Genomic DNA, 21,770 nt, shown 5'->3' on the forward strand with positions numbered 1-21,770 from the left:
CATGAAATTGAGGGCCTTCGATCTGTCTAACCATCGTCGAAAACCATGGTGGTCAGATCTGGGTAGCGGAAAAGCGAGTGATGTCGTTGACAGTCGTCAATGCGCATCCGTGCGCGAGCGGCCAGAAGCGCAACTTAATTTCATCGAGGTGCTTGCCATGAAGACCGACCGGCTGATGGCCTTCACCGACGCGGTGCTGGCGATCGCCATGACCATCATGGTCCTCGATCTGCGCGTTCCCGCCACCGACAGCTGGCAGGCAGTTCGGCCCGCGATTCCGCTGCTCGTCGCCTATGCGCTTGCCTACATCAATATCGGCATCTTCTGGACCAACCATCACCATATGCTTGCGACTGCCAGCCGAGTGAACGGACGTGCGCTCTGGGCCAATCTGTTCCTCCTCTTCTGGCTCACCTTGATGCCATTCGTGATCCGGTGGATCGGCCTTGCCGGAATCACGCCCCAACCGGTTGCCGCATATGGGGCGGTGACCGTAATGGCGGCTTTCGGGTACATCTGGCTTGAACGCGATCTGATCCTGGCCGAGGGCACGGAGTCGCGCATTAGGGCCGTGGTCGGCTCACGCACAAAGGAATGGGTCACGTTCTCCCTCTACGGCCTCGGCATCCCCGCGGCCTTCATTTCGCCATGGGTCGCCATTACGTTTTATATCACGGTCTCTCTCATGTGGTTGATCCCGGACCGCCGCTTTGAACGCTGGCACAACTTGCAGCAGTCCGCAGCGCATCCCCCGTCGCCGCAGTAGCGGACAACTTCCGCAAGAAGTCGCGCGCGACGAGAACGCACTGATCGAGGCGCAGAGGGCACCGTACTTCTGTTGGTCAGCACGCGCGCGACGGGAGAACTTGCGTTGTGACGATCAAGACTTGGGGCGCGTATTCGGCTGGCGGTTTGCCTGGGAGAACAACGCCTTGATCCGATCGAACAGGCGCTGGCCGCTGCCTTCGCCTTTTGTTTTGCCTTCCATGACCTTGAGCTCGTCCGACAGCGCATCGAGATCCTTCTTCGTCGCGTAACCAAGCGCCTTGGCCAGATCGATCTGCCGCCCCGCATCGGCGAGGAGCTGTTGCAACCGTGCGTTCTCATCGGCGCTGCGTTGCGCCTTTTCGGCGAGGGGTTGCGCCAGACCAAGCGCCGCCCCGGCCCGGGCGAGCGGCAGCGGGACGATCGTGTCCACCACCACCAGCGTCGCGAGCGCGGTTTCGAGCATCACCTTCGCCTCGGCGGTGCTGCCGGCAAGGATGCGCGCCGCTGCCTGCCTTATCGCCGCCGGATAGCTCGCGAGCGGGATGTTGACGGTGCTGATGGCACTTTCGCTGGCGAGCCCCGCGATCAGATGCCGCGCATCCTGCAGGCGTCCGTCCTCAAGAGCCGCCTCGGCAAGGTCGCGCAACGCCTTTACGTCGGCCGGCGTGGCGATGACGTCATGGGTCGTGACGCGGACATCGACCGGAGCAAGGGCGAGGTTGGGATCCGCCGCGAGGACAATGTCGAGCTTGCCGGTGGCGCGCGACAGCGCCTTGACGGCGTCGTCGGTCTTGCCGGCCGTCAGCAGGTCGAGCGCTGTGTAGCTTTCCTGAAGCGCCGACACCGCGTCGGCGATGAGTGTACGGCGCTTCTCGGCGATCTGGCTGCCGACACTGATATCGGACGGCGTCGCGGCGCGAGTGGCGTCGGCAGCGGCGGGGACGGCCGCCGTGCCGCTCTGGGCGTTGCCCGCGCGATTGCTTCCCGGTGAGCAACCCGGCGCCAGCAGGGTCAGGCCGATCAAGGCGACGCCCATAAGAAGGCGGGGCGCGTGCCGGCCGTGGAAAGACGGTGCGGTGGGATGGCGAAGGGCTGACATGGGACATTCTTCCTCGGGTTAAGGGAGGGGCGTTCGATCTGCCGGCGGTCTAGGAGGCCGCCCCGGGCCACTGCCTTGTTCATCCTGTTGGCGAAGGATGGACTTTCTTGGGGGCAGCGTTCTTGCCGTACGACGACGGGCAATCGTTATTCGTTTCGCTCGACGGTGAGCGTGAATGGCACATCCGTCTGCAATGGCGGGCCGATGAACAAGCCGAGATCCTCGACCATTTCGATGCGTATGTTCAGCCGGGGATCGGCAGCTAACCACCAACTCAAGCACTTAACGAGCCGAGCCGATAGGCCCAGGAACTGGCATAAGATAGAGATGAGCGCCTGGATTCGGGGAATGGCACGGGTGTCGCGAATGACCGAGTTTGGGTCTTCCGGCTGCATCAGCTTGCTGAACGAATGGCGGCTATTTCGGACTCGTTACTTGAAAGCAGACAGGCCGCTTTCATGAAGAGTTTCGGATGCCGACAGGCGTACGAAAGTCTTCAGGAGAACGTACCGGCAGCTATTGGGCTTCCGACTGGCGTAAGCGGACCTTCGTTCAGCCCGATCATGATGACAGCTTCGCGCCTCAGAGTCGGTCTATGTTGCTCCACGGATCGTGGTAGCTAAACTAACGCTCGCAACTTGGTGTACTGGAAACGCACTAGGCAAACCCTTGGCGCGTTTTGCTTCCTCCGCCGGCCTCGACGGTAATGCCGGCGAACTGAGGAGCGCAGCGATGCTGCGCTCCTCGACTTCGTCAATAGTCCATCGCCGGCATCGGCGCGGGCTTGTCTTCCTTGGGCAACTCGGCGACGAGCGCCTCGGTGGTGATCAGCAGCGAGGCCACCGAGGCCGCGTCCTGAAGCGCTGTACGCACCACCTTTGCGGGGTCGATCACTCCCGACGCGACCAGGTCCTGATAGTCGCCGGTCGCGGCGTTGAAGCCCCAGTTATAGTCTTCGCTCTCGAGAAGCTTGCCGACGATCCACGCACCGTCCTCGCCGGCATTGTCGGCGATTTGGCGCGCGGGCGCCCGCAGAGCCCGGCGGACGATGTCGATGCCCGACTGCTGGTCGTCGTTGGTGGCCTTGAGGCCCTCCAGCGCCTTCAGCGCGCGCAGCAGCGCGATACCGCCGCCCGGAAGGATGCCTTCCTCGACCGCGGCGCGGGTAGCGTGGAGCGCGTCGTCGACGCGGTCCTTCTTCTCCTTGACCTCGACCTCAGTCGCTCCGCCGACGCGGATCACCGCGACGCCGCCGGCGAGCTTGGCGAGCCGCTCCTGGAGCTTCTCGCGGTCATAATCGCTGGTGGTCGTCTCGATCTGCTGGCGGATCTGCGCGACGCGGCCATCGATGTCGGCCCTGGTGCCGACGCCGTCGATAATCGTGGTGTTGTCCTTGTCGATCACGACCTTCTTGGCGCGGCCCAGCATGGCGACGGTGACGTTCTCGAGCTTGGTGCCGAGCTCCTCGCTCACGACGTTGCCGCCGGTCAGGACCGCGATATCCTCGAGCATCGCCTTGCGACGATCGCCGAAGCCGGGCGCCTTGACTGCCGCCACCTTGAGGCCGCCGCGCAGCTTGTTGACGACGAGCGTGGCCAGCGCCTCGCCCTCGACGTCCTCCGCGATGATCAGCAGCGGCCGGCCGGCCTGCACGACCTTCTCGAGCAGCGGCACCAGCGCCTGGAGGTTCGAGAGCTTCTTCTCGTGGATCAGGATATAGGGGTCGTCGAGCTCGACACGCAGCTTTTCGGTGTTGGTGACGAAATAGGGCGAGAGATAGCCGCGGTCGAACTGCATGCCCTCGACCGTCTCGAGCTCGGTCTCGAGGCTCTTGGCTTCCTCGACGGTGATGACGCCTTCGTTGCCGACCTTCTCCATGGCTTCCGCCAGGATGCGACCGACCTCCTCGTCGCCATTGGCCGAGATGGTCGCGACCTGGGCGATCTCGCTGTTGGCGCTCACCTGCTTGGCATGCGCTTCGAGATCCTGGACCACCGCGTTCACGGCGAGGTCGATGCCGCGCTTGACGTCCATCGGGTTCATGCCCGCGGCGACGGCCTTGGAGCCTTCGCGGACGATCGCCTGGGCCAGCACGGTGGCGGTGGTGGTGCCGTCACCCGCTTTGTCGTTCTGCTTGTTGGCGACCTCGCGCAGCATCTGCGCGCCCATATTCTCGAACTTGTCGGCGAGCTCGATCTCCTTGGCGACGGTGACGCCGTCCTTGGTGATGCGCGGCGCGCCGAAGCTCTTCTCGATCACGACGTTGCGGCCCTTGGGGCCCAGCGTGACCTTCACTGCATTCGCAAGCGTATCCACGCCGCGCAGCATGCGGTCACGCGCGTCCGACGCAAATTTCACTTCCTTGGCAGCCATCTGGCTAACTCCTTTCTCTTGTCCTTCCTGAGATGTTGAGGGATCCGGCGATTACGCCGCCCGCTTGAGCTCGGCCTGCAGCTCGATGACGCCGAGGATGTCGCTCTCCTTCATGATGAGCAGGTCCTCGCCATCGATCTTGACCTCGGTGCCAGACCATTTGCCGAACAGGATGCGGTCGCCGGTCTTCACCGACAGCGCGACGAGCGAACCGCTGTCATCCCGCGTGCCCGGGCCGACAGCAACGACTTCGCCTTCCTGCGGCTTTTCCTTGGCGGTGTCGGGAATGATGATGCCGCCCGAGGTCTTCTCCTCGGCTTCGATGCGGCGGACGACCACACGGTCGTGCAAGGGGCGGAAATGCATGCATAACCTCCAGTTGCATAAGCATAATGACAATGTGCCCGACATTGCCTGGCAACGGCGGGCAGCGGCGAATTAGGAAGCTCGAATTTTCGGTTCAAGACCCGGAACGCAATTTTTGGCACTCGTTGGCCCTAAGTACCAAACGTCGTGATTGAGCGGCCTGGGCGGCGCACCCGACCCCTTGACGAGGCTCGCTGTCCGACCAAATTTGGCACCTGGGCATAGCCCGATGAGAAAGGAGCGACCTGAGGAAAGGAGGACAGCCATGTCGCAGCCAGTCTCCCGTTTTCTGCACCCCTTCGACGTCGCGCATCACCCGAGCCTCGAGCCCGAGGTCAAGCGCGCCATCCTCGCCCGCTGGGCATCCGACCAGTCCGCGGTCCGAGGCAAGCCGGCGCTGCGCAAGCCGCCGGGCGCAGGACAGCCCGTTCCCATCGACGACGTCTTATCCGCATTGCGCGCGCTCGACGGTCAAGCGGGAGCGGGCGAGGCGCGCCGATGAACGACCGCGCGTTCCTCGCCCAGCTCGAGGGGTACGGGCTCACCACTGCCGAGATCCATTATTATCGCCCGGACGCACCGTCCTGGCTCCAGCTGTTCGTCTGGCAGGACTATGACCTAGCGCCCGATTTCCCGGTGCTGTTCGATTTCCTCGACCTGTGGGAGCGCGAGATCGAGGCCGCGCTGCATTCGGTCCGGATCGTCCATGGCCGGCTGATCGGGCCAAGGGAGTGGCGTGCGGTCGACGGCGTCATCACCAGCCAGTGAGCCGCGGTGCGATCCGGCGGTGGCGCGAGCGTGGCGGGCGGATGGTTCGCCTCCTGCTGCCGTTCGACGACATCATGGAGTTCGCGCTGGCGCTGCTATCGGTGACCCCCGCCGAGCTCGAGCTGCTCGGTTGGACCTTTGCCGACCGCAAACGGCTGCTCGATCACTTCCTCGCGTCGGGCAAGGCGGCGCAGGGTGCGCGGCCGAGCGACCTGCCCGGGATGCCGATCGAGCTGGCGGTGCCGCAGCGTGATATCGACCGTCTGCAGCGCTTTGCGCGGCGCGAACTACCCAAGGCCGCCAGCAACGCCGTGATGCTCGACCGCGTGCTCGCGGCGCTGGACGCGGCATCGCACCGTCGCCGCTCCGCCTGAAACGGCAAGCGCCGCTTCTATCCGTGCAGGAACGAGGCCTCGGCCAGGCCGTCGAACACGAACTGCACCGCGAGGCCCGCGAGCAGGATACCCGAGACTCGGCTGACCACATCCGCTCCGGTCCGGCCGAGCACCTCGACCAGCCGCTCGGCCGCTCGCATCGCGCCGAAGGTCAGCAAAAGACAGGCGAGCACCATCGCGATGACGCCTATGGCCTCGGTCCATCCCGCGGTCCGTCCCATCACCAGCACGGCGGCGGAGAGGCTGCCGGGGCCGGCGATCAGCGGGAAGGCGAGCGGGAACACCGCAATATCGCCGGGCTGCTCGGCATCGTGCCTTTCGCTGTCCTTGAGCGACGACAGGCCCGGGCTCGAAAAGGTCAGCGTCAGCGCCTGCAGGAACAGCAGCAGGCCGCCTGCGACGCGAAAGGCCGGAAGCGAGATGTGGAGCAGCGACAGCACCAGCGATCCCGCGATCGCGAAGAGCAGCAGCACGAATCCGGCAATCGCAACCGAGCGCCGCGCCAGGCTGCGGCGCTGGGCGCGGTGAACGCCCGCGGTCAGGTTGGCGAAGACGACCGCCGTCTCCACCGGCCCGATCGTCACGAACAGCGTGACGAAGCTCGACAGGATGCTGGGTGCGATATGCATGACGATGGCGTGGATGAGCTGGACGGCCGGCAGCCGCGATCGCGCCGGCCGTGCGGGGCGATTTTCCCTCGGCAAGCGGATCGGGGAGCGGCCGAGGCCGCCCCCCGAGGGGCTCAGGTGGTTGCGGTGGAAGCGCTGTGAATGTCGGGTGCCGCTTTCGCCGGCGTCACGGCGGACCCGGCGGGCTTTGCCGGGGTTCCGGCATCACAGTCGCCCGAACTGGCCGAGACCAGCTTGGGCTGCTGCCCGGCGCCCTGCGAGGTCCATTGCCAGCTCTGGCTGCAGAAGCGGTTGCCGTCGCTCGTCGAGACGAAGCGATAGCTGACCGTTCCGGCTGGCATGGCGCCGAATGCCGCCACATCGGGTTTGGCGCCCGGGTCGAGCGGCTGCGATCGCAGCGCGCGCACCTGGCGCATCATCGCCGCGGCCTGCCGGTCCATGTCGGCGAAGATCCGGTCCAACCCGGCGAACGGCGCGGCGTCGAACGGATCGACGAACAGAACCGGTTCGAATCGGGTCGTCGGATCGATCCTGACCTTGGGCGCCACGGCGCCCTGATATTCGATTCGCGCGACCGAGCCGTCGGGCAGGTCGACCTTCATCACATGGGTATCGTTGCTCGCCGCCACCGCCGTGCCCGCGACGCAGAGCGCCGCGACCCCGGCCAAGACGGCCGTACGAATTTTTCGCATCAATCGTCCTCCATCCAAGATGTATGGGGGTCAAAATCTACCCGGCGAAGCTGAACGCCGGATGACTCGAGCCTTTCCTTGCGGTCTTCGTAAAGCGCCCCTCAGGCCGCCTTGCTATCGATCGGAATCCGGCGAACATTCTCGTTCGACGCCGCCGACTTGGGCAAGGTGACGGTGAGCACGCCGTTCCGGAATGTCGCGCCCGCCTTGTCCGCCTCGATGCCCTTGGGCAGGGCGATGCGGCGTTCGAAGTGGCCGTAGCTGCGTTCCGAATAGCCGCGGTCCTTGACCTCGGACCGCTTCTCGCCCCGCAAGGTCAGCACACCGTCCTCGAGTGCGAGTTCGACGTCCTTCACGTCCAGCCCGGGCAGCTCCGCGGTGACGTGGATTTCCGTGTCGGTCTCGCCGAACTCGACATGGGGCCACGCGAAGCTGCGCTCGAAGGACCCGAGCGACGGCACGCCGAACCCGCGAAAGACATCGTCGAACAGCCGGTTGACGTCTCGGTGCAGCGATAGCAGCGGATGATCGTCGCGGTCGCGGCCTGCGCCGGACGCGACGGAGAGCCGGTTCTCCTGCCGGCTCCAGGGGATCAGATCACGGATAGCCATGGGTTCCTTTCTCCTTTCCTGGCTGAAGTTGGGATGGCCCACCGGCGCCATGCGCGGCGCCGGTGGGACATTTCGGCTCAGGCCGCCTGGCGAGCCTCTTCGCTGGTCGCTGCGATCCGCTCCTGGGCAGGAGCCCCGCCGATCGCGATCTTGCGCGGCTTCATCGCCTCCGGAACGACACGCTGCAGCGCAATGCTGAGCAGGCCGTTCTGGAAGTCGGCCGACCGGACCTCGACGAAGTCGGCAAGCTGGAAGCGTCGCTCGAAAGGACGCGCGGCAATGCCGCGATGAAGGTACTGGCCCTCGTCCTGGTCCTCGGCGCGCCTGCCGGTGACGGTCAGCTGGTTCTGCTGGGCGACGATCTCGATCTCGTCGGGGCGGAAGCCGGCGACCGCAAGCGTGATCCGGTAGCGATCCTCGCCGTCCCTGGCGATGTCGAACGGCGGATAGCCGTCGCTGCCGTCGCCGCGCATGCCGGTCTCGAGCAGATCAAAAAGACGGTCGAAGCCGACCGTGGAGCGCCGATAGGGCGCGAAGTCGAAATTGGTCCTCATTTTCCAAATCCTCCAAATGAAGCAATCTGGGCATGAGAAGCGCCGGAGAGAGCCGGCGCCCTCTATGTCCACCGGACCCGAACACGGCGCCCGGCGGCAATCAGGTAGGATGCGATTTTTTCGAGTTCAAGGGATCGCGCCATTCCTCGACAGGCCACGATGATTTCTTCGAAGACGGACACATCGCCACCGTCGCGCGCAACGAGCTGCGCTTGCAACGCGCCACGAAGATCGGGCGTGCGCGGCGGTAAATGGCTTTGGGGATCAGTATCGGTGTGATCCGGGGTTCGCACCATCGCAATCAAGCCGCGGCGGCGCGAACCGATGCGTTCAGGCAGGCGACGGGCTGCCATCCTGTCGATCCGAGCACGACTCCGGCGCGGGGTGACGCCCGTAGCAAACGACCGCATCGAGATGCTTACCCTTAAAGTGGCCCCGCTGGTTCCGGCGCAGTGTAAGACGAAGAGAAGTTCCTGTATCAAGGTCCGGTTCCGGGGCACGGACTCGCCGGTCTTAATATCCGCTCGTTGGAGCCGCAAACGGCGGGTGGCTAAGGTTCAGAGGCTGACATGCACGTGCCGAGACGAAACAACTAGGCGGGATGAGCGAATAATCGAACGGCCTTACGCCGCTGGGCGACATCAATTAAGGCCACTGCGGCACTTTCTGCGTTGGTGTCCGTTAGAAGAGGTAATTCTCTCGGCTGGGCTGCCGTTGGGGAAGGAAGGTAAAAATTCCGCTCGCGCCCCGGGGAACGCTCATGGACAATCTTCCGCTTCTCCTGCTTGTGGAGGATGAGCCGGTCATCCGAACTGCATTGGCTGCGGCGCTCGAAGACGGCGGTTACAGGCTGATCGAGGCGGGCAGTGCCGCGGAAGCGATGCAGGCGATTGAGGGTGGCGAGCAATTATTCGGGGTCATAACGGACATCCAGCTTGGTTCTGGAGGCAACGGATGGGAAGTCGCGCGCCACGCTCGCCATCTTTTCCCCAAGCTTGCTGTCGTATACATGACCGGTAACAGCGCCGCTGATTGGGCAGCAGAAGGGGTGCCGAACAGCACTTTGTTGCAGAAGCCATTTGCGACCGCGCAAATGATTACGGCAGTGTCCACGTTGCTGAACGTAGCTGACGTATTCCCGGCGCAGGCCAGTCCTGCCGACGAGTAAGGCAACTTGTTGCTTCCACCAAATCGCTGACATTCAGGCAGTCGCCTCGCACGAAAGCGGCGATACCTTTGAGATGAACGGATGTCCGGTTCGGGAACGTCGTACCGCGCCGCTGAACGTCCGAAACTGGGTCTTCGCGGTCGCGAAGCTATCGGTCAGCAACGCGCCCTGAGTGTCGCCGTTTGCTGCCCTTGTCGATCCGGGAAGCCGTCCTTCGTCATTATGCTCCACTGCTTGCCCGGATCGACTGACGTGGTGACAAAGAGGTCGTCTCGCGACGCTCCACCGAACGACGGTTTGGAGTACTGGGGGGCTCAGCCGACGATTACATGCTCCGCCGACCGTCAGCCGAGCCCCTGGGCCTTTGCCCAGGCAGCGAACATTTCCCTCCAATGCCGTGCTGGCTCTCCCGCCGGGCCCGGCAAGCCAAGGCCATGTTGGCCGGCGGTGAACAGATGGGTCTCCACCTTAACGCCTGCGGCTTTCAAGGCAGCGCGCATCTCGACGCTGTTCTCGACCGAGACCACCGTATCGTCCTCGGCATGGGCCATGAAGACCGGCGGCGTGCCGGCAGCTACGTTGCGGGCGGGGCTGTGCGCGCGCTGCATCTCGGGGGACGCGTTTAGCCCCAGCAGCATCTCGCGCGACCCGCCATGGGCGAGCGGCGCGCTCATCGACTGGACGGCATAGATCGGAGCGGCAATCGCTGGCCGCGCACTCAGCCGGTCCACGGCGTCGATTGGATCATAGACCTTCGCATCGTACCGCGTGGCGAGATCGCCACAGACATGGCCCCCTGCGGAAAAGCCCATCGCTCCAACCTTTTCGGGATCGAAGCCATAATGCGCGGCGCGCGATCGGATCAGCCGCGTGGCGCGCTGCGCATCGACCAGAGGCACATCCGCGCGATTTGCCCAACCTTCTCCTGGCAGGCGATAATACAGGACGAAGACGGTCCAGCCGCGTTCGGCGAGCCAAGGTCCGATCTGATACCCTTCGACATCGATTACGATCACCGAATAGCCGCCGCCCGGGGTCACCAGCAGGGCCGCGCCGTTCGGCTTCGCAGGCCGGAACGCCTTCATGCGCGGACGGGCAATGCCCTTGACCATCCGGCCATGATGGGCCTCCGTGCCCGTCTCTATGACTTGCTCTATTGGCATGACGGCGGGCGCGCCGGGCGGCATAACCGGCCAAAGGTCGATCTCTTCGGCCGGATATGCGGGCCAGGATCCAGTTCGCTGTTCCGCACGCGCTCCCGGACTGAGCAAGGTCGTCGCCAATCCTGCCATCAGCGCTTCACGGCGGTTCAACATGGGCAATCCCTCTCCTCGTCCGCGACCATAATCAGCGGCACGATCCTGAGTGTCAAAGCTCGAAATGCGGCTATCGCGTCGCGAGAGGCTGCGGCGGGGAATAGAATGTGATCCCAGACCCATCAATCCGCTCCCGGCCCACAGCTACCGGTCTGGAATGCCCCCAGTTTCTGTCGTTCAGGCCGATGAGCGCACCTCCCGATAGCCGCCGCCCGTTCATCATCGAATGGCTGCTCTCCCCTAGTCGAGCTCGGCGATCTGGTCCTTCGCCGCCTGCCGCGCGCGCGGGTCGGGATCGGTGGCCATCACTTCCTTATTTACCTCGATCTGCGCGACGTTGAGCGCGCGGTCTTCGGACGAGGGCAAATCGGGTAACACGCCGGTCGCCTGCCAATTGGTGTGCGTCACCGGATTGATCGCCCGGCCGGTCGGCACGAAGATCATGAAGTGCGCGTTGATCCGCCGCGGCTGTCCGGGATGCGCGCCGCCGCCCTGGGTCGGAGTGCCGACGATCGTCGCGCGCCGGTTCGATTTTAGCGCATAGGCGAAGTCCTCGCAGGCCGAGAAGGTCTCCGCCCCGGTCAGCACATAGAGTTTGCGCCTCGATCCATAATTGAGTCCTGCAGCGGCGGGCTGCGTCCAGCGCTGCTCGATACGATTGCCTTCGCGCCACTGGATATCGTTGAGATGCGTCGGCACCTTGAAGAAATAACTCGCCAGCAGCATCACCGTTTCGGGATCGCCGCCGCCGCATTCGCGCAGGTCGATGATTAGCGCCCGGGTATCGCTGAGCACCGCCATCGCCCCGGCGAGCTTCGCCGCCGAAGGACCCGGCCGGCTAAAGGCATGGAGATCAAGATAGCCGATGTTCGACTTGAGCCGCTGCACCGTGCGAACGCCGTAGTTTAGGCGCTTCTGGTTGCTTGCTTCCTCGATCTTTTCCGTGGGGGTTTGGTCCTCGCCCGGCGGCAATTCGGCGATCGGCTTCTCGAAATAGCGCAGCGCGAAATGCGGGTCGCCGGTCTCCTGTTGCAGCACGTCGCTTAGCGACGCCGCCAGTTTCTCGGCGCTGGTGATCGCATCGAAATCGCCCCGCTGGAGCATCTCGCGCAGGTGCTTGGCGATCCCGGGCGCCTTGTCGGCGAAGACATAATAATGCTCGATATCTGCGATCGCGCCCTCGATCACCGCATTCCGCATCGCCGCATCGATCCTCATGTCGGCCTGGAGCGGTGCGAACGGACCCCAACCCATCTCATAGGCGGTAAACCCGGCGATCCCGCCGCCGACACCGAACGTGCCGATCACCACAGCCGAAATCACCAATGCCTTCTTCCACTTGCGCTTCATGCTCATTTGCCTGCCTTTTCCGCCGATTGCCTGCGGCGGGGCTAGGAGCCGAGTGTGGAGGGACTATGGATGCGGGCTAGAGCTCGACGCGATAGCCGACGCCGTACACCGACTGGATGATGTCGGCATCGGGAAGCAACAAAGCGAGCTTGCGGCGCAGATTCTTGATATGGCTGTCGATCGCCCGGTCGGTCACATCGAAATTGTCCACCCCCGCCACGTCGAGCAGGCGCGCGCGCGAATGGATCATGCCCGGCCGCTGCGCCATCGCCGCGAACAGGCGGTATTCGGTCGGGGTGAAATCGAGCAGGCGCGATCCGACGCGGATCGTCTGCTTCTCCGCGTCGATATGGATGCGCGGTGTATCGTCGCGCTCGCCCGAGGTCCTGCGCAGCACCGTCTTGATCCGCGCAACCAGCTCGCGCGGACTGAACGGCTTGCACAGATAGTCGTCGGCGCCGGTCTCCAGCCCGAGCAACCGGTCGATCTCCTCGACCCGCGCCGTCACCATGATGATCGGCACGTCGGATCGTTCGCGAACCGCGCGGCACAGCGCGATGCCGTCGAGTCCGGGGAGCGTCAGGTCGAGCACGATCAAGCGCGGAAGCTGTTGCCGAATGTGGGCCAGCGCCGCCTTGCCGTCCGGCATCACCTGCGCTTCATAGCCGGCCGCGCGCACATATTCGGCGATCAGCGCGGCCAGATCGGGTTCGTCCTCGACGATCAGGATCGTGCCGCTCATGCGGCCACCAGCGTAAGCACGATGCGCACGTGCAGCCCGCCCAGATCGGAGGCGGCGAAGGTGATCCGCCCGCTTTGTGCCTCGACGATGCGCCGCGCCAGCGCCAGCCCGAGACCCGCGCCGCCGTGGCCGCCGGCGCGGGACTGATCGGTGCGGAAGAAGCGCTCGCCGAGCCGGTCCAGCAACGCTTCGGGAACACCCGGCGCCGAATCGTCGATGGTGAACACCAGCGCGCCACCCTCGATCGCGCCGCCGAGGTGAATGCTTCCCCCGGCATCGGTATACCGCACCGCATTCTCGATCAGATTGACCAGCACCTGCCGCATCCGCTCGGCATCGCACAGCACCGTCGAGCGTGGCGGCGCCGCATCGCGCGTGATCGACAGGCCGGCGGCGGCCGCGCGATCCTGGAAACTGTCGGCGACGCCTTCGATCGCCGGCCACAGTGCGACGGGCTGCGTGTCATACCGCAACTCAGCCATGTCCGCCTGTGCGAGAAGATAGAGATCGTCGACGCGCCGGGTCAGCGATCCGACATGGGTCAGCATCAGCCCGAGATTGTCCGGGGTGGCCATGCGAATGCCGTCCTGCAGGCTCTCGATCTGGGCGCGCAGCACGGCAAGCGGCGTGCGCAGTTCGTGCGACGTGTCCGCGACCCACTGCCGCCGCGCCGCTTGGCTGATCTCGAGGCGGGCTGCAAGGTGATTAAAGGTGCCCGCCAGCACGCCCAGTTCGTCGCCGCGGCTGGCGTCCACCCGCATGTCGTAGCGGCCGTCCTCCAGCATCCGCGCCCCCGCCACCAGCTTGGCGATCGGCCGGCGGAAATGCGCTGCCAGCAAGACCGCGAGCGCGAGGGCAAGCACCCCGGCGCCGGTGCCGATGGCGGCGATCCGACCGCCTTGCTGAAGCAGGAATGCCACCGCCAGCGTATCCTCGGCATTGTCCGCACCGGCGACGACGAGATAGCCCACGCGCCGGCCCTCCACCGTCAAGGACATGGATCGCGTATCAATCGAGCCGAACGCGCGCAGGACCGGGCCGGGCGAGACGCCGCTGAGGAGACGGCCGCCTATGTCGACCAGCCCGATCCGGTCGCCGTACGTGCCAATTGTCACCACGGACGTGCCGTTGTCGGCGCTCAGCGTTTGAATCCACAGGGTGCGAAGCCAGCGGCGGCGGTCCTGCGCATCGGACGGCAGGAATGCCCAGTTGCCATGATCTTTGAAGGTGGCTTGCAGTGCGTCGATCAGGCCGCGGCTGTCGGCGTCGATCGCCCGGGATGGCGGCGACTGGTCGCGGAGCAGGCTCCATCGGACGGTGAGAATCGTCGCGCCCCCGAGCGCGCCCAAACAGAGCAAGGTCGCAACGAACAGGCGAGGACCAATCCCGAATTTCACGCTTATCTGCACCCGTTAGGATTGGCTGGCATCGATCGAGGCGCATTGTGCTGATGTTTCGACCCGATAGCCAGCGCCAGGCGATGCGAGCGACTGTAGCGCTGCTGAACCGAATGACAGCTCTCGCCGCTTCAGAGCCGAAAGCGGCCTATCGGCTAGCGGCCCAATTCCGGCCGTTCCTCCCATGCTTGGCGAGATCTGACGAGCACTGACGCGACTGGGCTAGTCCCCCTGGATGTCGTGATGTGAAATTTAGCTCCCGCCCGCGGACACGTGTTCGCGGTCGGAGAGCCAAGTGACCCCGACCAAGCTTCTCATCGGCCAGATCGCCGTCGTGTTCGCGATCGTCATCGGCGGCATCTGGCTGGCAACCCAGTGGGCGGCGGCGCAGCTTGCCTACCAGCCGGAGCTCGGCCCGCCGTGGTTCCACGCGTTCGGCCGCCCCTTCTATCAGCCCTGGGCGCTGTTCGAATGGTGGTATCATTTCGACGCCTATGCACCCGAAGTGTTCGACCGGGCCGGCGGGATCGCGGCAGCGAGCGGCTTTGCCGGCTGTGGGGCGGCGGTTTTCGGCTCGCTCTGGCGTGCGCGTCAGCGCCGCAACATCACCACCTATGGCTCGGCGCGATGGGCCAGTAACGCCGAAATCCGCCGCGCCGGTCTGCTCAATCCCGCCGGTGTCTTCCTCGGCCGGACCGGCGCCGACTATCTTCGTCATGACGGACCCGAGCATGTCATGGCCTTCGCGCCGACCCGCTCGGGCAAGGGCGTGGGGCTTGTCGTGCCGACCTTGCTTGGGTGGACCGGCTCGGCCGTCGTTCACGACATCAAGGGCGAGAACTGGCAGCTGACCGCCGGCTGGCGCGCGCGGTTCTCGCACTGCCTTCTTTTCAATCCGACCGATGCCCGCTCGGCGCGCTACAATCCGCTGCTTGAGGTTCGCCGCGGCGCCGAGGAAGTCCGCGATGTCCAGAACATCGCCGACGTCCTGGTTGACCCGGAGGGAGCGCTGGAGCGTCGCAGCCATTGGGAGAAGACGAGCCACTCGCTCCTGGTCGGGACCATCCTCCATATCCTTTATGCCGAGGAGGAGAAGACCCTCGCGCGCGTCGCCACCTTCCTCTCCGATCCGCAGCGGCCGTTCACCGCGACGCTTCGCCGGATGATGACGACCAATCATCTGGGCACGCCCGACGCGCCGCAGGTCCACCCCGTCGTCGCCTCCGCCGCGCGCGAAGTCCTCAACAAATCCGAGAACGAACGCTCCGGCGTGCTCTCGACGGCAATGTCGTTCCTCGGCCTCTATCGCGATCCGACCGTGGCCGAGGTCACCTGTAGATCCGATTGGCGGATTGCCGATCTGGTCGAGGGCAAGTCGCCGGTCTCGCTGTACCTCGTGGTGCCGCCGTCCGACATCAGCCGCACCAAGCCGCTCGTGCGACTCGTGCTCAATCAGATCGGCCGCCGGCTCACCGAGCATCTCCACGCGCAAAGCCCAGGCGGTCGGCACAGGCTGCTGATGATGCTGGACGAGTTTCCGGCACTCGGCCGGCTGGACTTCTTCGAGACGAGCCTCGCCTTCATGGCCGGGTACGGTGTCCGCGCCTTCCTGATCGCCCAGAGCCTCAACCAGATCGAGAAGGCTTACGGCGACCACAACTCGATCCTCGATAACTGCCATGTTCGCATCGCGTTCGCGACCAATGACGAACGGACGGCCAAACGAATCTCCGATGCGCTTGGAACGGCCACCGAGCAGCGCAGCATGCGCAACTATGCGGGACACCGGCTCGCGCCCTGGCTCGCCCATGTCATGGTCAGCCGCCAGGAGACTGCCCGCGCGCTGCTGACCCCCGGAGAGGTCATGCAGCTGCCGCCGACCGACGAACTCATCCTGATCGCCGGAACCCCACCGATCCGCGCGAAGAAGCTGCGCTATTTCGAGGACGGCAGCTTTACCGCGCGCGTCGTTCCGCCGCCCTTGTTGATGATGGGGGCCTATGCCGACCGTCCCGCCGCGCGCCGCGACGACTGGCAGGGCGTCGTTCGCGGGGTCGATACCAGGCTGAGTGCGGCCGACGAGCAGAACAGCGAACGCAGCAGCGGCGGACTTGAGCAGGCGCGGCATCCAGCGCACGAGGTCGAGAAGCCCGTGGAGCCCGAACCCACGATCGCCGACCCGCTCGGTCTCGGCGACGACGAGGGCGATGCGGCCGGCGACAAGCGGGCGATGGACCAGGCGCGCGCTCTCGGCACTGCCCGGACTGTCTATGCGATCGACGCGGCCGGCGGGCACGCCAACGACCTGCAGCTGGATCTGTGAGGATGGTCGTGAAGGTCCGCCACCAGCTCTTCCTCCCGAAGTCGGTCAGCGACCGGCTTGAAGTGCTCGCCGCGAAGCCGGGCGCGTCCAAGTCCGCGATCCTCGCCGACGCGGTGACCGCCTGGCTGGACCGCCGCGGTCGCTCCGAACTGGAGGACCGGTTCGGGCTGCGGCTTGATCGCTTCACGGCATCGCTCGGCCGGATCGAGCGGGACAATCATGTCCTGCTCGAGACGCTGGCGCTGTTCATTCGGTATGAACTCGCGATCCAGGCGCCCCTGGCCGAGAACGACGCTGCGGGGCGGGCGATCGCCCGGGATCGCTTCGAGGCGTTCGTCGCCCAGGTCGGACGACAGATCGCCGCTGGCCGTCGGACGATCGACGCTCAGGCGGCAGACCGATGAGCGGCGCGGTGACCGCCGACCGCCGCCGGGCGATGCTGCGCACGGCGATGGGGCCGGCGATTGCCGCGGCGATGGCAGACGATCGTGTGATCGAGATCATGGTCAATCCCGACGGCGCGCTTCGCGTCGACATTCTCGGCGAGGGCAGGGTCGATACCGAAATACGGCTCGAGGCCGAACAGATCGAGCGCATCATCCGGCTGGTGGCGAGCCATGCGCGCGCCGAGGTTCATGGCGAAGCTCCGATCGTGTCGGCCGAGCTGCCGCCGCATCTCGAGGGGCGCGCGGGCGAGCGGTTCGAGGGGGTCCTGCCGCCCGTCGCGACCGGGCCGTGCTTCTCGATCCGCAAGCCGGCGACGCGTCTCTACAGCCTCGACGACTATGTGAGCGATGGCCTGATGCACCATGCTGCCGCGGATCGGTTGAAGGCGGCGGTCGTCCAGCGCTTCAACATCCTGATCGCCGGCGGCACCAGCTCGGGGAAGACGACGCTGGCCAATGCGCTTCTCGCCGAAATGGCGTGGATCGACGAGCGGGTGATCCTGATCGAGGACACGCGCGAACTCCAAAGCCCGGCACCGGACACGGTCGCGCTACGCACCCGACCCGGTTTCGTCACCATGGCCGATCTGGTCCGTTCCACGCTCAGGCTGCGCCCGGACCGTATCATCGTCGGCGAAGTTCGCGGGCCTGAGGCGCTCGACATGCTGAAAGCCTGGAACACCGGACACCCCGGCGGCATCGCGACCGTCCATGCCAACAGCGCCGCGTCCGCGCTCTTCCGCATCGAGCAGCTCGTACAGGAAGCCGTCGTCACGGTGCCCCGGCGGCTGATCGCCGAAGCGATCGACCTCGTCGTCTTCATCGCCGGCCGCGGCGTCGATCGCCGCATCGAGACGATCGCCCGCGTCGCCGGCCTCGATCCCGACGGGAATTACGGCCTCATCGACCTCCACAGTCTCGCCAATCCCAAAGGAGAATGAACATGCGCCTCTCACGTACCTCCAACCGCGGAGCAACCTTCCTCGTCGGCGCCGCGCTGGGCCTGGCTCTCACCATCGCCGGCAATGCCGATGCGGCCGGGTCCGGCATGCCGTGGGAGCAGCCGCTTCAGCAGGTGCTCGAGTCCGTCCAGGGACCGGTCGCCAAGATCGTGGCGGTGATGATCATCATCGTGACCGGCCTGACGCTCGCATTCGGCGAGACCGCGGGCGGCTTTCGCAAGCTCATCCAGATCGTCTTCGGCCTGTCGATCGCCTTCGCCGCATCGAGCTTCTTCCTCTCCTTCTTCTCGTTCGGCGGCGGGGCGCTGATCTCGTGACCGGGCATGGCGGCCATATCGAAGGGTTCGAAGCGCCGATCCACGCCAGCCTCGGATCGCCGATCCTGCTGGGCGGCGCGCCGCGGGCGATCGCCATCGTCAACGGCACCGTCGCTGCCGCTGTGGGGCTCGGCCTCCAGCAATGGATCGCCGGCTTCGTGCTCTGGGCGGCGGGGCACAGCCTCGCCGTCTTCGCCGCCCGGCGCGATCCCAATTTTGCGCCGGTGCTGGTTCGCCATCTCCGCCAGAAAGGGCATTTCAGGTGCTGAACCTGTCCGAATACCGCAACCGCGCCGACCGGCTCGCCGATCACCTGCCATGGGCGGCCCTGGTCGCGCCGGGCATCGTGCTGAACAAGGACGGCAGCTTCCAGCGGACGCTCAGGTTCCGCGGCCCCGATCTGGAATCGGCGACCGAAGGCGAACTGCTTTCGGCATGCGCTCGGGCGAACAATGTCCTCAAGCGCTTCGGTACCGGCTGGGCCCTGTTTTTCGAAGCCGAGCGCCGCGAGGCCGTAGCCTATCCGGACAGCGTGTTTCCAGATCCCGCTTCCTGGCTGGTCGATCGGGAAAGGCGCGCGGGGTTTCTTGCCGAGGGCGAGCATTTCGAGAGCATCTACCATCTGACCCTGACCTGGCTGCCGCCGGTGGACAGCGCCGATGCGGCGGGGCGCTCGCTTGTCGACCGGCCAGAGGCCGAGAAGGGAAGGGACTGGCGCGGCAGTCTCGCCGGTTTCGTGGCCGAGACCGACCGCGCACTCGATCTCTTCAGCGGGTTCATGCCGGAGGTGCGCGCGCTCGACGACGCCGAGACGCTGACCTTCCTGCACGGCGCGATTTCGGCGCGCCGCCATCCTGTGCTGCCGCCCGAGACGCCGATCTATCTCGATGCGCTGCTCGCAGACACGCCGCTGGTCGGCGGTCTCGAGCCGATGCTTGGCGACCGACATGTCCGTACCCTGACCATTCTCGGATTTCCGGGCATGAGCCGTCCCGGAATCCTCGACGCGCTCAATCATCAGGATTTCGCGTACCGCTGGGTCACGCGCTTCATCGCGCTCGACAAGAGCGACGCGACCAAGGTGCTGACCAAGCTCCGGCGCCAATGGTTCAACAAGCGCAAGTCGATCACCGCGCTGCTGCGCGAGGTGATCTACAACCAGCCGGTCCAGCTGCTCGACAGCGACGCGGACAACAAGGTCGTCGATGCCGACCTCGCCCTCCAGGCGCTGGGCGGCGATCATGTCGCCTTCGGCTATCTGACCTCGACGATCACCGTGACCGACCCGGACCGCGCGAAGGTCGAGGACAAGGTCCGGCACGTCGAGCGGATCGTCAACGGATTGGGCTTCACGACGATTCGCGAAGGCGTGAACGCGGTCGAGGCGTGGCTGTCGTCGTTGCCCGGGCACGCCTACGCGAATGTACGGCAGCCCTTGGTTCATACCCTGAACCTGGCGCACCTCATGCCGCTATCGAGCGTCTGGGCGGGGCCTGCATGCAATGCGCATCTCGATGGGCCGCCGCTGCTCCATGCCGGCACTGCCGGATCGACGCCGTTCCGCCTGTCTACCCATGTCGGCGATGTCGGGCACATGCTGGTCGTCGGGCCAACCGGCGCGGGCAAGTCGGTGCTGCTCGCCCTGATTGCCCTCCAGTTCCGGCGCTACGTCGGCGCGCAAGTCTTTATCTTCGACAAGGGTTTCTCGGCGCGTGCCGCGGTGCTGGCGATGGGCGGGGCGCACCATGCGCTCGGTCTCGGTGCCGATGCCGGCAGGACGCTGGCCTTCCAGCCACTTCGCCGGATCGATGATGCGACCGAGCGGAGCTGGGCCGCGGAATGGGTGGCGGCACTTCTGGAGCATGAGAAGGTCGCGGTTACGCCGGCCGTCAAGGATGCGCTCTGGTCGGCGCTCGGTAGCCTGGCATCCGCGCCGCCCGAAGAACGGACACTGACCGGCCTGGCGCTCCTGCTGCAATCCAACGTACTGCGGGTCGCGCTCGGCGCCTACACCCTGGACGGCCCATATGGCCGGCTCCTCGATGCGGCCGAGCCGCCCCTCGCATTTGAAGACGTGCAGTGTTTCGAGACCGAGGCGCTGATGGGCCAGGCAGGAGTGGTCGCGCCGGTGCTCACCTATCTCTTCCATCGGCTCGAGGAACGGTTCGATGGACGACCGACGCTGCTCGTGCTCGACGAGGCCTGGATCTTCCTCGATCATCCCCTGTTCGCGGCACGCATCCGCGAGTGGCTGAAGGTGCTTCGCAAGAAGAATGTCGCTGTGCTGTTCGCCACGCAGAGCCTTGCGGACATCGCGTCGAGTTCGATCGCACCCGCGATCATCGAAAGCTGTCCGCAGCGCATCCTCCTACCCAACGATCGCGCGATCGAGCCGCAGGGGCGGGATGCCTATGCGCGCTTCGGTCTCAACGATCGCCAGATCGAACTGATCAGCCGGGCAACGCCGAAGCGGCAATATTACCTCCAGTCCGCCCGCGGCAATCGCCTGTTCGAACTCGGCCTCGGTCCGATCGCGCTCGCGCTTTGTGGTGCCTCCGATCCCGCGACGCAGCAGCGGATCGACGCCTTGCTCGCCGAGCACGGCGCCTCCGAATTTACCCCCGCTTTCCTCAGCAGTGCCGGTCTCGATTGGGCGGCGGCGCTGCTTGCGGATTTCCCCGCCGCCCAGATCCAGGAGTAATTAAATGCGTACCCGCTTCTCCGCCAGGAAGACGCTGACCGCGGCCCTGCTCGGGCTCTGCTCGGCAGGATCGCTCGGCATGGCCTTGTTCACCTGCACGCCCGCGCGGGCGCAGCTCACGGTGTTCGATCCGACCAATTATTCGCAGACGCTGCTGACCGCGGCGCGGTCGCTTCAGCAGATCAACAACCAGATCCAGTCGCTGCAGAACGAAGCGACGATGCTGCTCAACCAGGCGAAGAACCTGGCCCGTATCGATTTTCCCCAGCTTCAGCAGATCACCCAGACCCTGCAGCAGATCGATCGGTTGATGGGGCAGGCGCAGGGCATCGGTTTTCGCATCGACGGGATCGACGAGCAGTATCGCAAGCTGTTCCCCCAGGAATTCGACGCGGCGTTGAACCGCGACGGGCGGGTCGTCGCCGCGAAGGCGCGTCTCGACGCATCAATGGGATCATTCCGCCAGGCAATGAGCATCCAGGCGCAGGTGGTGACCAATGTCCAGGCCGATGCCCTGACGCTCAGCGATCTGGTCGGCAACAGCCAAGGTGCCGAAGGCGCGTTGCAGGTCGGCCAGGCGACCAACCAGCTTCTCGCGCTGAGTGCGAAGCAGCAGTTCCAGATCCAGAACCTGATGGCCGCGCAATACCGCGCACAGGCGACCGAGGAGGCGCGCCGCGCCCAAGCTGAGATCGACGGTCGCGCAGCCACCAGGAAGTTCCTCGGGTCCGGCGCGGCCTACACCCCCCGATAGGCCGCAACCGAACGACGGTGGCGCTGCCTTGCCGCCTCC

The 21,770-nt window shown here is 65.5% G+C and carries 25 protein-coding genes; 13 read left to right on the forward strand and 12 right to left on the reverse strand.

What is annotated here, in order from left to right:
• Position 1: 1 nt before the first annotated feature.
• Entirely contained in the window at positions 2-766 is a 765-nt protein-coding gene (locus tag ACZ1I2_RS11355; protein WP_465169587.1) for a TMEM175 family protein, read from the forward strand.
• Positions 767-880: 114 nt separating this feature from the next.
• Here ACZ1I2_RS11355 and ACZ1I2_RS11360 read toward each other — a convergent pair whose 3' ends face one another.
• A complete protein-coding gene (locus ACZ1I2_RS11360; protein WP_465174092.1) occupies positions 881-1,792 on the reverse strand; it encodes a YfdX family protein in 912 nt (303 codons plus the stop codon).
• A 182-nt stretch (positions 1,793-1,974) separates the two neighbouring features.
• On the opposite strand from ACZ1I2_RS11360, the gene ACZ1I2_RS11365 reads away from it, so the two are divergent.
• Positions 1,975-2,133 (forward strand): hypothetical protein, encoded by a 159-nt coding sequence (locus tag ACZ1I2_RS11365; RefSeq protein WP_465181643.1) that lies wholly within the window; start codon positions 1,975-1,977, stop codon positions 2,131-2,133.
• Positions 2,134-2,620: 487 nt separating this feature from the next.
• Here ACZ1I2_RS11365 and groL read toward each other — a convergent pair whose 3' ends face one another.
• Together groL and groES are read right to left on the reverse strand one after the other, a co-directional pair.
• A complete protein-coding gene (gene groL / locus ACZ1I2_RS11370) occupies positions 2,621-4,240 on the reverse strand; it encodes a chaperonin GroEL (protein ID WP_465169585.1) in 1,620 nt (539 codons plus the stop codon).
• 51 nt (positions 4,241-4,291) lie between these two features.
• The gene (groES, locus tag ACZ1I2_RS11375; RefSeq protein WP_465169584.1) at positions 4,292-4,606 is read right to left on the reverse strand and encodes a co-chaperone GroES; all 315 of its coding nucleotides are present in this window, start codon (positions 4,604-4,606) and stop codon (positions 4,292-4,294) included.
• A gap of 265 nt (positions 4,607-4,871) precedes the next feature.
• Between groES and ACZ1I2_RS11380 the strand changes: the two genes are divergently transcribed.
• Genes ACZ1I2_RS11380 through ACZ1I2_RS11390 form a run of 3 tightly spaced genes read left to right on the forward strand, consistent with a single transcriptional unit; the run spans position 4,872 to position 5,748 of the window.
• On the forward strand, positions 4,872-5,108 hold the full coding sequence (locus ACZ1I2_RS11380; protein ID WP_465169583.1) for a hypothetical protein: 237 nt from the start codon (positions 4,872-4,874) through the stop codon (positions 5,106-5,108).
• Positions 5,105-5,374 (forward strand): usg protein, encoded by a 270-nt coding sequence (locus tag ACZ1I2_RS11385; protein ID WP_465169582.1) that lies wholly within the window; start codon positions 5,105-5,107, stop codon positions 5,372-5,374. Before ACZ1I2_RS11380 ends, ACZ1I2_RS11385 begins: the two co-directional genes overlap by 4 nt.
• On the forward strand, positions 5,371-5,748 hold the full coding sequence (locus ACZ1I2_RS11390; RefSeq protein ID WP_465174091.1) for a hypothetical protein: 378 nt from the start codon (positions 5,371-5,373) through the stop codon (positions 5,746-5,748). The genes ACZ1I2_RS11385 and ACZ1I2_RS11390 overlap by 4 nt, the downstream gene beginning before the upstream one ends.
• A 17-nt stretch (positions 5,749-5,765) precedes the next feature.
• Here the strand turns inward: ACZ1I2_RS11390 and ACZ1I2_RS11395 are convergent, their stop codons facing one another.
• The 5 genes from ACZ1I2_RS11395 to ACZ1I2_RS11415 all read right to left on the reverse strand — a co-directional run bounded on the left by ACZ1I2_RS11395 (position 5,766) and on the right by ACZ1I2_RS11415 (position 8,608).
• The gene (locus ACZ1I2_RS11395; RefSeq protein WP_465169580.1) at positions 5,766-6,398 is read right to left on the reverse strand and encodes a MarC family protein; all 633 of its coding nucleotides are present in this window, start codon (positions 6,396-6,398) and stop codon (positions 5,766-5,768) included.
• 113 nt (positions 6,399-6,511) lie between these two features.
• On the reverse strand, positions 6,512-7,090 hold the full coding sequence (locus ACZ1I2_RS11400) for a hypothetical protein (RefSeq protein ID WP_465169579.1): 579 nt from the start codon (positions 7,088-7,090) through the stop codon (positions 6,512-6,514).
• A gap of 101 nt (positions 7,091-7,191) precedes the next feature.
• Complete coding sequence (locus tag ACZ1I2_RS11405) at positions 7,192-7,701, reverse strand: Hsp20/alpha crystallin family protein (RefSeq protein WP_465169578.1); 510 nt, start codon at positions 7,699-7,701, stop codon at positions 7,192-7,194.
• Positions 7,702-7,778: 77 nt separating this feature from the next.
• Positions 7,779-8,255 carry an Hsp20 family protein gene (locus ACZ1I2_RS11410; RefSeq protein ID WP_465169577.1) on the reverse strand — a complete coding sequence of 159 codons (477 nt, stop codon included), beginning with the start codon at positions 8,253-8,255 and terminating at the stop codon, positions 7,779-7,781.
• Between the two features lie 62 nt (positions 8,256-8,317).
• Positions 8,318-8,608: a hypothetical protein gene (locus ACZ1I2_RS11415; RefSeq protein ID WP_465169576.1), complete on the reverse strand. Its 291-nt coding sequence runs from the start codon at positions 8,606-8,608 to the stop codon at positions 8,318-8,320.
• A gap of 407 nt (positions 8,609-9,015) precedes the next feature.
• On the opposite strand from ACZ1I2_RS11415, the gene ACZ1I2_RS11420 reads away from it, so the two are divergent.
• Positions 9,016-9,423: a response regulator gene (locus ACZ1I2_RS11420; protein ID WP_465169575.1), complete on the forward strand. Its 408-nt coding sequence runs from the start codon at positions 9,016-9,018 to the stop codon at positions 9,421-9,423.
• Positions 9,424-9,767: 344 nt separating this feature from the next.
• Here the strand turns inward: ACZ1I2_RS11420 and ACZ1I2_RS11425 are convergent, their stop codons facing one another.
• From ACZ1I2_RS11425 to ACZ1I2_RS11440, 4 genes are all read right to left on the reverse strand, one after another.
• Positions 9,768-10,535, reverse strand: coding sequence for an alpha/beta hydrolase (locus ACZ1I2_RS11425; RefSeq protein WP_465174090.1), 768 nt, complete (start codon positions 10,533-10,535; stop codon positions 9,768-9,770).
• Positions 10,536-10,979: 444 nt separating this feature from the next.
• Positions 10,980-12,089, reverse strand: coding sequence for a S41 family peptidase (locus ACZ1I2_RS11430; protein WP_465169573.1), 1,110 nt, complete (start codon positions 12,087-12,089; stop codon positions 10,980-10,982).
• A gap of 76 nt (positions 12,090-12,165) precedes the next feature.
• Positions 12,166-12,831: a response regulator gene (locus ACZ1I2_RS11435; RefSeq protein WP_465169572.1), complete on the reverse strand. Its 666-nt coding sequence runs from the start codon at positions 12,829-12,831 to the stop codon at positions 12,166-12,168.
• Positions 12,828-14,240 carry an ATP-binding protein gene (locus ACZ1I2_RS11440; RefSeq protein WP_465174089.1) on the reverse strand — a complete coding sequence of 471 codons (1,413 nt, stop codon included), beginning with the start codon at positions 14,238-14,240 and terminating at the stop codon, positions 12,828-12,830. Before ACZ1I2_RS11440 ends, ACZ1I2_RS11435 begins: the two co-directional genes overlap by 4 nt.
• A 283-nt stretch (positions 14,241-14,523) precedes the next feature.
• Here ACZ1I2_RS11440 and ACZ1I2_RS11445 point away from each other — a divergent pair, with 283 nt between their 5' ends.
• Genes ACZ1I2_RS11445 through trbJ form a run of 7 tightly spaced genes read left to right on the forward strand, consistent with a single transcriptional unit; the run spans position 14,524 to position 21,731 of the window.
• Positions 14,524-16,551 (forward strand): conjugal transfer protein TraG, encoded by a 2,028-nt coding sequence (locus ACZ1I2_RS11445; RefSeq protein ID WP_465169570.1) that lies wholly within the window; start codon positions 14,524-14,526, stop codon positions 16,549-16,551.
• Positions 16,552-16,553: 2 nt separating this feature from the next.
• Positions 16,554-16,955 carry a CopG family transcriptional regulator gene (locus ACZ1I2_RS11450; RefSeq protein ID WP_465169569.1) on the forward strand — a complete coding sequence of 134 codons (402 nt, stop codon included), beginning with the start codon at positions 16,554-16,556 and terminating at the stop codon, positions 16,953-16,955.
• Positions 16,952-17,938, forward strand: coding sequence for a P-type conjugative transfer ATPase TrbB (gene trbB, locus ACZ1I2_RS11455; protein WP_465169568.1), 987 nt, complete (start codon positions 16,952-16,954; stop codon positions 17,936-17,938). The genes ACZ1I2_RS11450 and trbB overlap by 4 nt, the downstream gene beginning before the upstream one ends.
• Complete coding sequence (locus ACZ1I2_RS11460) at positions 17,935-18,276, forward strand: TrbC/VirB2 family type IV secretion system protein (protein WP_465169567.1); 342 nt, start codon at positions 17,935-17,937, stop codon at positions 18,274-18,276. Before trbB ends, ACZ1I2_RS11460 begins: the two co-directional genes overlap by 4 nt.
• A complete protein-coding gene (locus ACZ1I2_RS11465) occupies positions 18,273-18,545 on the forward strand; it encodes a VirB3 family type IV secretion system protein (RefSeq protein ID WP_465169566.1) in 273 nt (90 codons plus the stop codon). The genes ACZ1I2_RS11460 and ACZ1I2_RS11465 overlap by 4 nt, the downstream gene beginning before the upstream one ends.
• Positions 18,539-20,977, forward strand: coding sequence for a conjugal transfer protein TrbE (trbE, locus tag ACZ1I2_RS11470; protein ID WP_465169565.1), 2,439 nt, complete (start codon positions 18,539-18,541; stop codon positions 20,975-20,977). Before ACZ1I2_RS11465 ends, trbE begins: the two co-directional genes overlap by 7 nt.
• 4 nt (positions 20,978-20,981) lie before the next feature.
• Positions 20,982-21,731: a P-type conjugative transfer protein TrbJ gene (gene trbJ / locus ACZ1I2_RS11475; RefSeq protein WP_465169564.1), complete on the forward strand. Its 750-nt coding sequence runs from the start codon at positions 20,982-20,984 to the stop codon at positions 21,729-21,731.
• Positions 21,732-21,770 lie beyond the last annotated feature (39 nt).

The organism is Sphingomonas sp. BL-S-29 (genome assembly GCF_055521495.1).

Bases quoted from the DNA above. Each gene is read 5' to 3' on its own strand.
- ACZ1I2_RS11355 (WP_465169587.1), top strand. From the start codon at position 2: ATGAAATTGAGGGCCTTCGATCTGTCTAACCATCGTCGAAAACCATGG.
- groL (WP_465169585.1), bottom strand. From the start codon at position 4,240: ATGGCTGCCAAGGAAGTGAAATTTGCGTCGGACGCGCGTGACCGCATG.
- groES (WP_465169584.1), bottom strand. From the start codon at position 4,606: ATGCATTTCCGCCCCTTGCACGACCGTGTGGTCGTCCGCCGCATCGAA.
- ACZ1I2_RS11380 (WP_465169583.1), top strand. From the start codon at position 4,872: ATGTCGCAGCCAGTCTCCCGTTTTCTGCACCCCTTCGACGTCGCGCAT.
- ACZ1I2_RS11385 (WP_465169582.1), top strand. From the start codon at position 5,105: ATGAACGACCGCGCGTTCCTCGCCCAGCTCGAGGGGTACGGGCTCACC.
- ACZ1I2_RS11395 (WP_465169580.1), bottom strand. From the start codon at position 6,398: ATGCATATCGCACCCAGCATCCTGTCGAGCTTCGTCACGCTGTTCGTG.
- ACZ1I2_RS11400 (WP_465169579.1), bottom strand. From the start codon at position 7,090: ATGCGAAAAATTCGTACGGCCGTCTTGGCCGGGGTCGCGGCGCTCTGC.
- ACZ1I2_RS11405 (WP_465169578.1), bottom strand. From the start codon at position 7,701: ATGGCTATCCGTGATCTGATCCCCTGGAGCCGGCAGGAGAACCGGCTC.
- ACZ1I2_RS11410 (WP_465169577.1), bottom strand. From the start codon at position 8,255: ATGAGGACCAATTTCGACTTCGCGCCCTATCGGCGCTCCACGGTCGGC.
- ACZ1I2_RS11415 (WP_465169576.1), bottom strand. From the start codon at position 8,608: ATGGCAGCCCGTCGCCTGCCTGAACGCATCGGTTCGCGCCGCCGCGGC.
- ACZ1I2_RS11420 (WP_465169575.1), top strand. From the start codon at position 9,016: ATGGACAATCTTCCGCTTCTCCTGCTTGTGGAGGATGAGCCGGTCATC.
- ACZ1I2_RS11425 (WP_465174090.1), bottom strand. From the start codon at position 10,535: ATGGTCAAGGGCATTGCCCGTCCGCGCATGAAGGCGTTCCGGCCTGCG.
- ACZ1I2_RS11430 (WP_465169573.1), bottom strand. From the start codon at position 12,089: ATGAAGCGCAAGTGGAAGAAGGCATTGGTGATTTCGGCTGTGGTGATC.
- ACZ1I2_RS11435 (WP_465169572.1), bottom strand. From the start codon at position 12,831: ATGAGCGGCACGATCCTGATCGTCGAGGACGAACCCGATCTGGCCGCG.
- ACZ1I2_RS11450 (WP_465169569.1), top strand. From the start codon at position 16,554: ATGGTCGTGAAGGTCCGCCACCAGCTCTTCCTCCCGAAGTCGGTCAGC.
- trbB (WP_465169568.1), top strand. From the start codon at position 16,952: ATGAGCGGCGCGGTGACCGCCGACCGCCGCCGGGCGATGCTGCGCACG.
- ACZ1I2_RS11460 (WP_465169567.1), top strand. From the start codon at position 17,935: ATGAACATGCGCCTCTCACGTACCTCCAACCGCGGAGCAACCTTCCTC.
- trbJ (WP_465169564.1), top strand. From the start codon at position 20,982: ATGCGTACCCGCTTCTCCGCCAGGAAGACGCTGACCGCGGCCCTGCTC.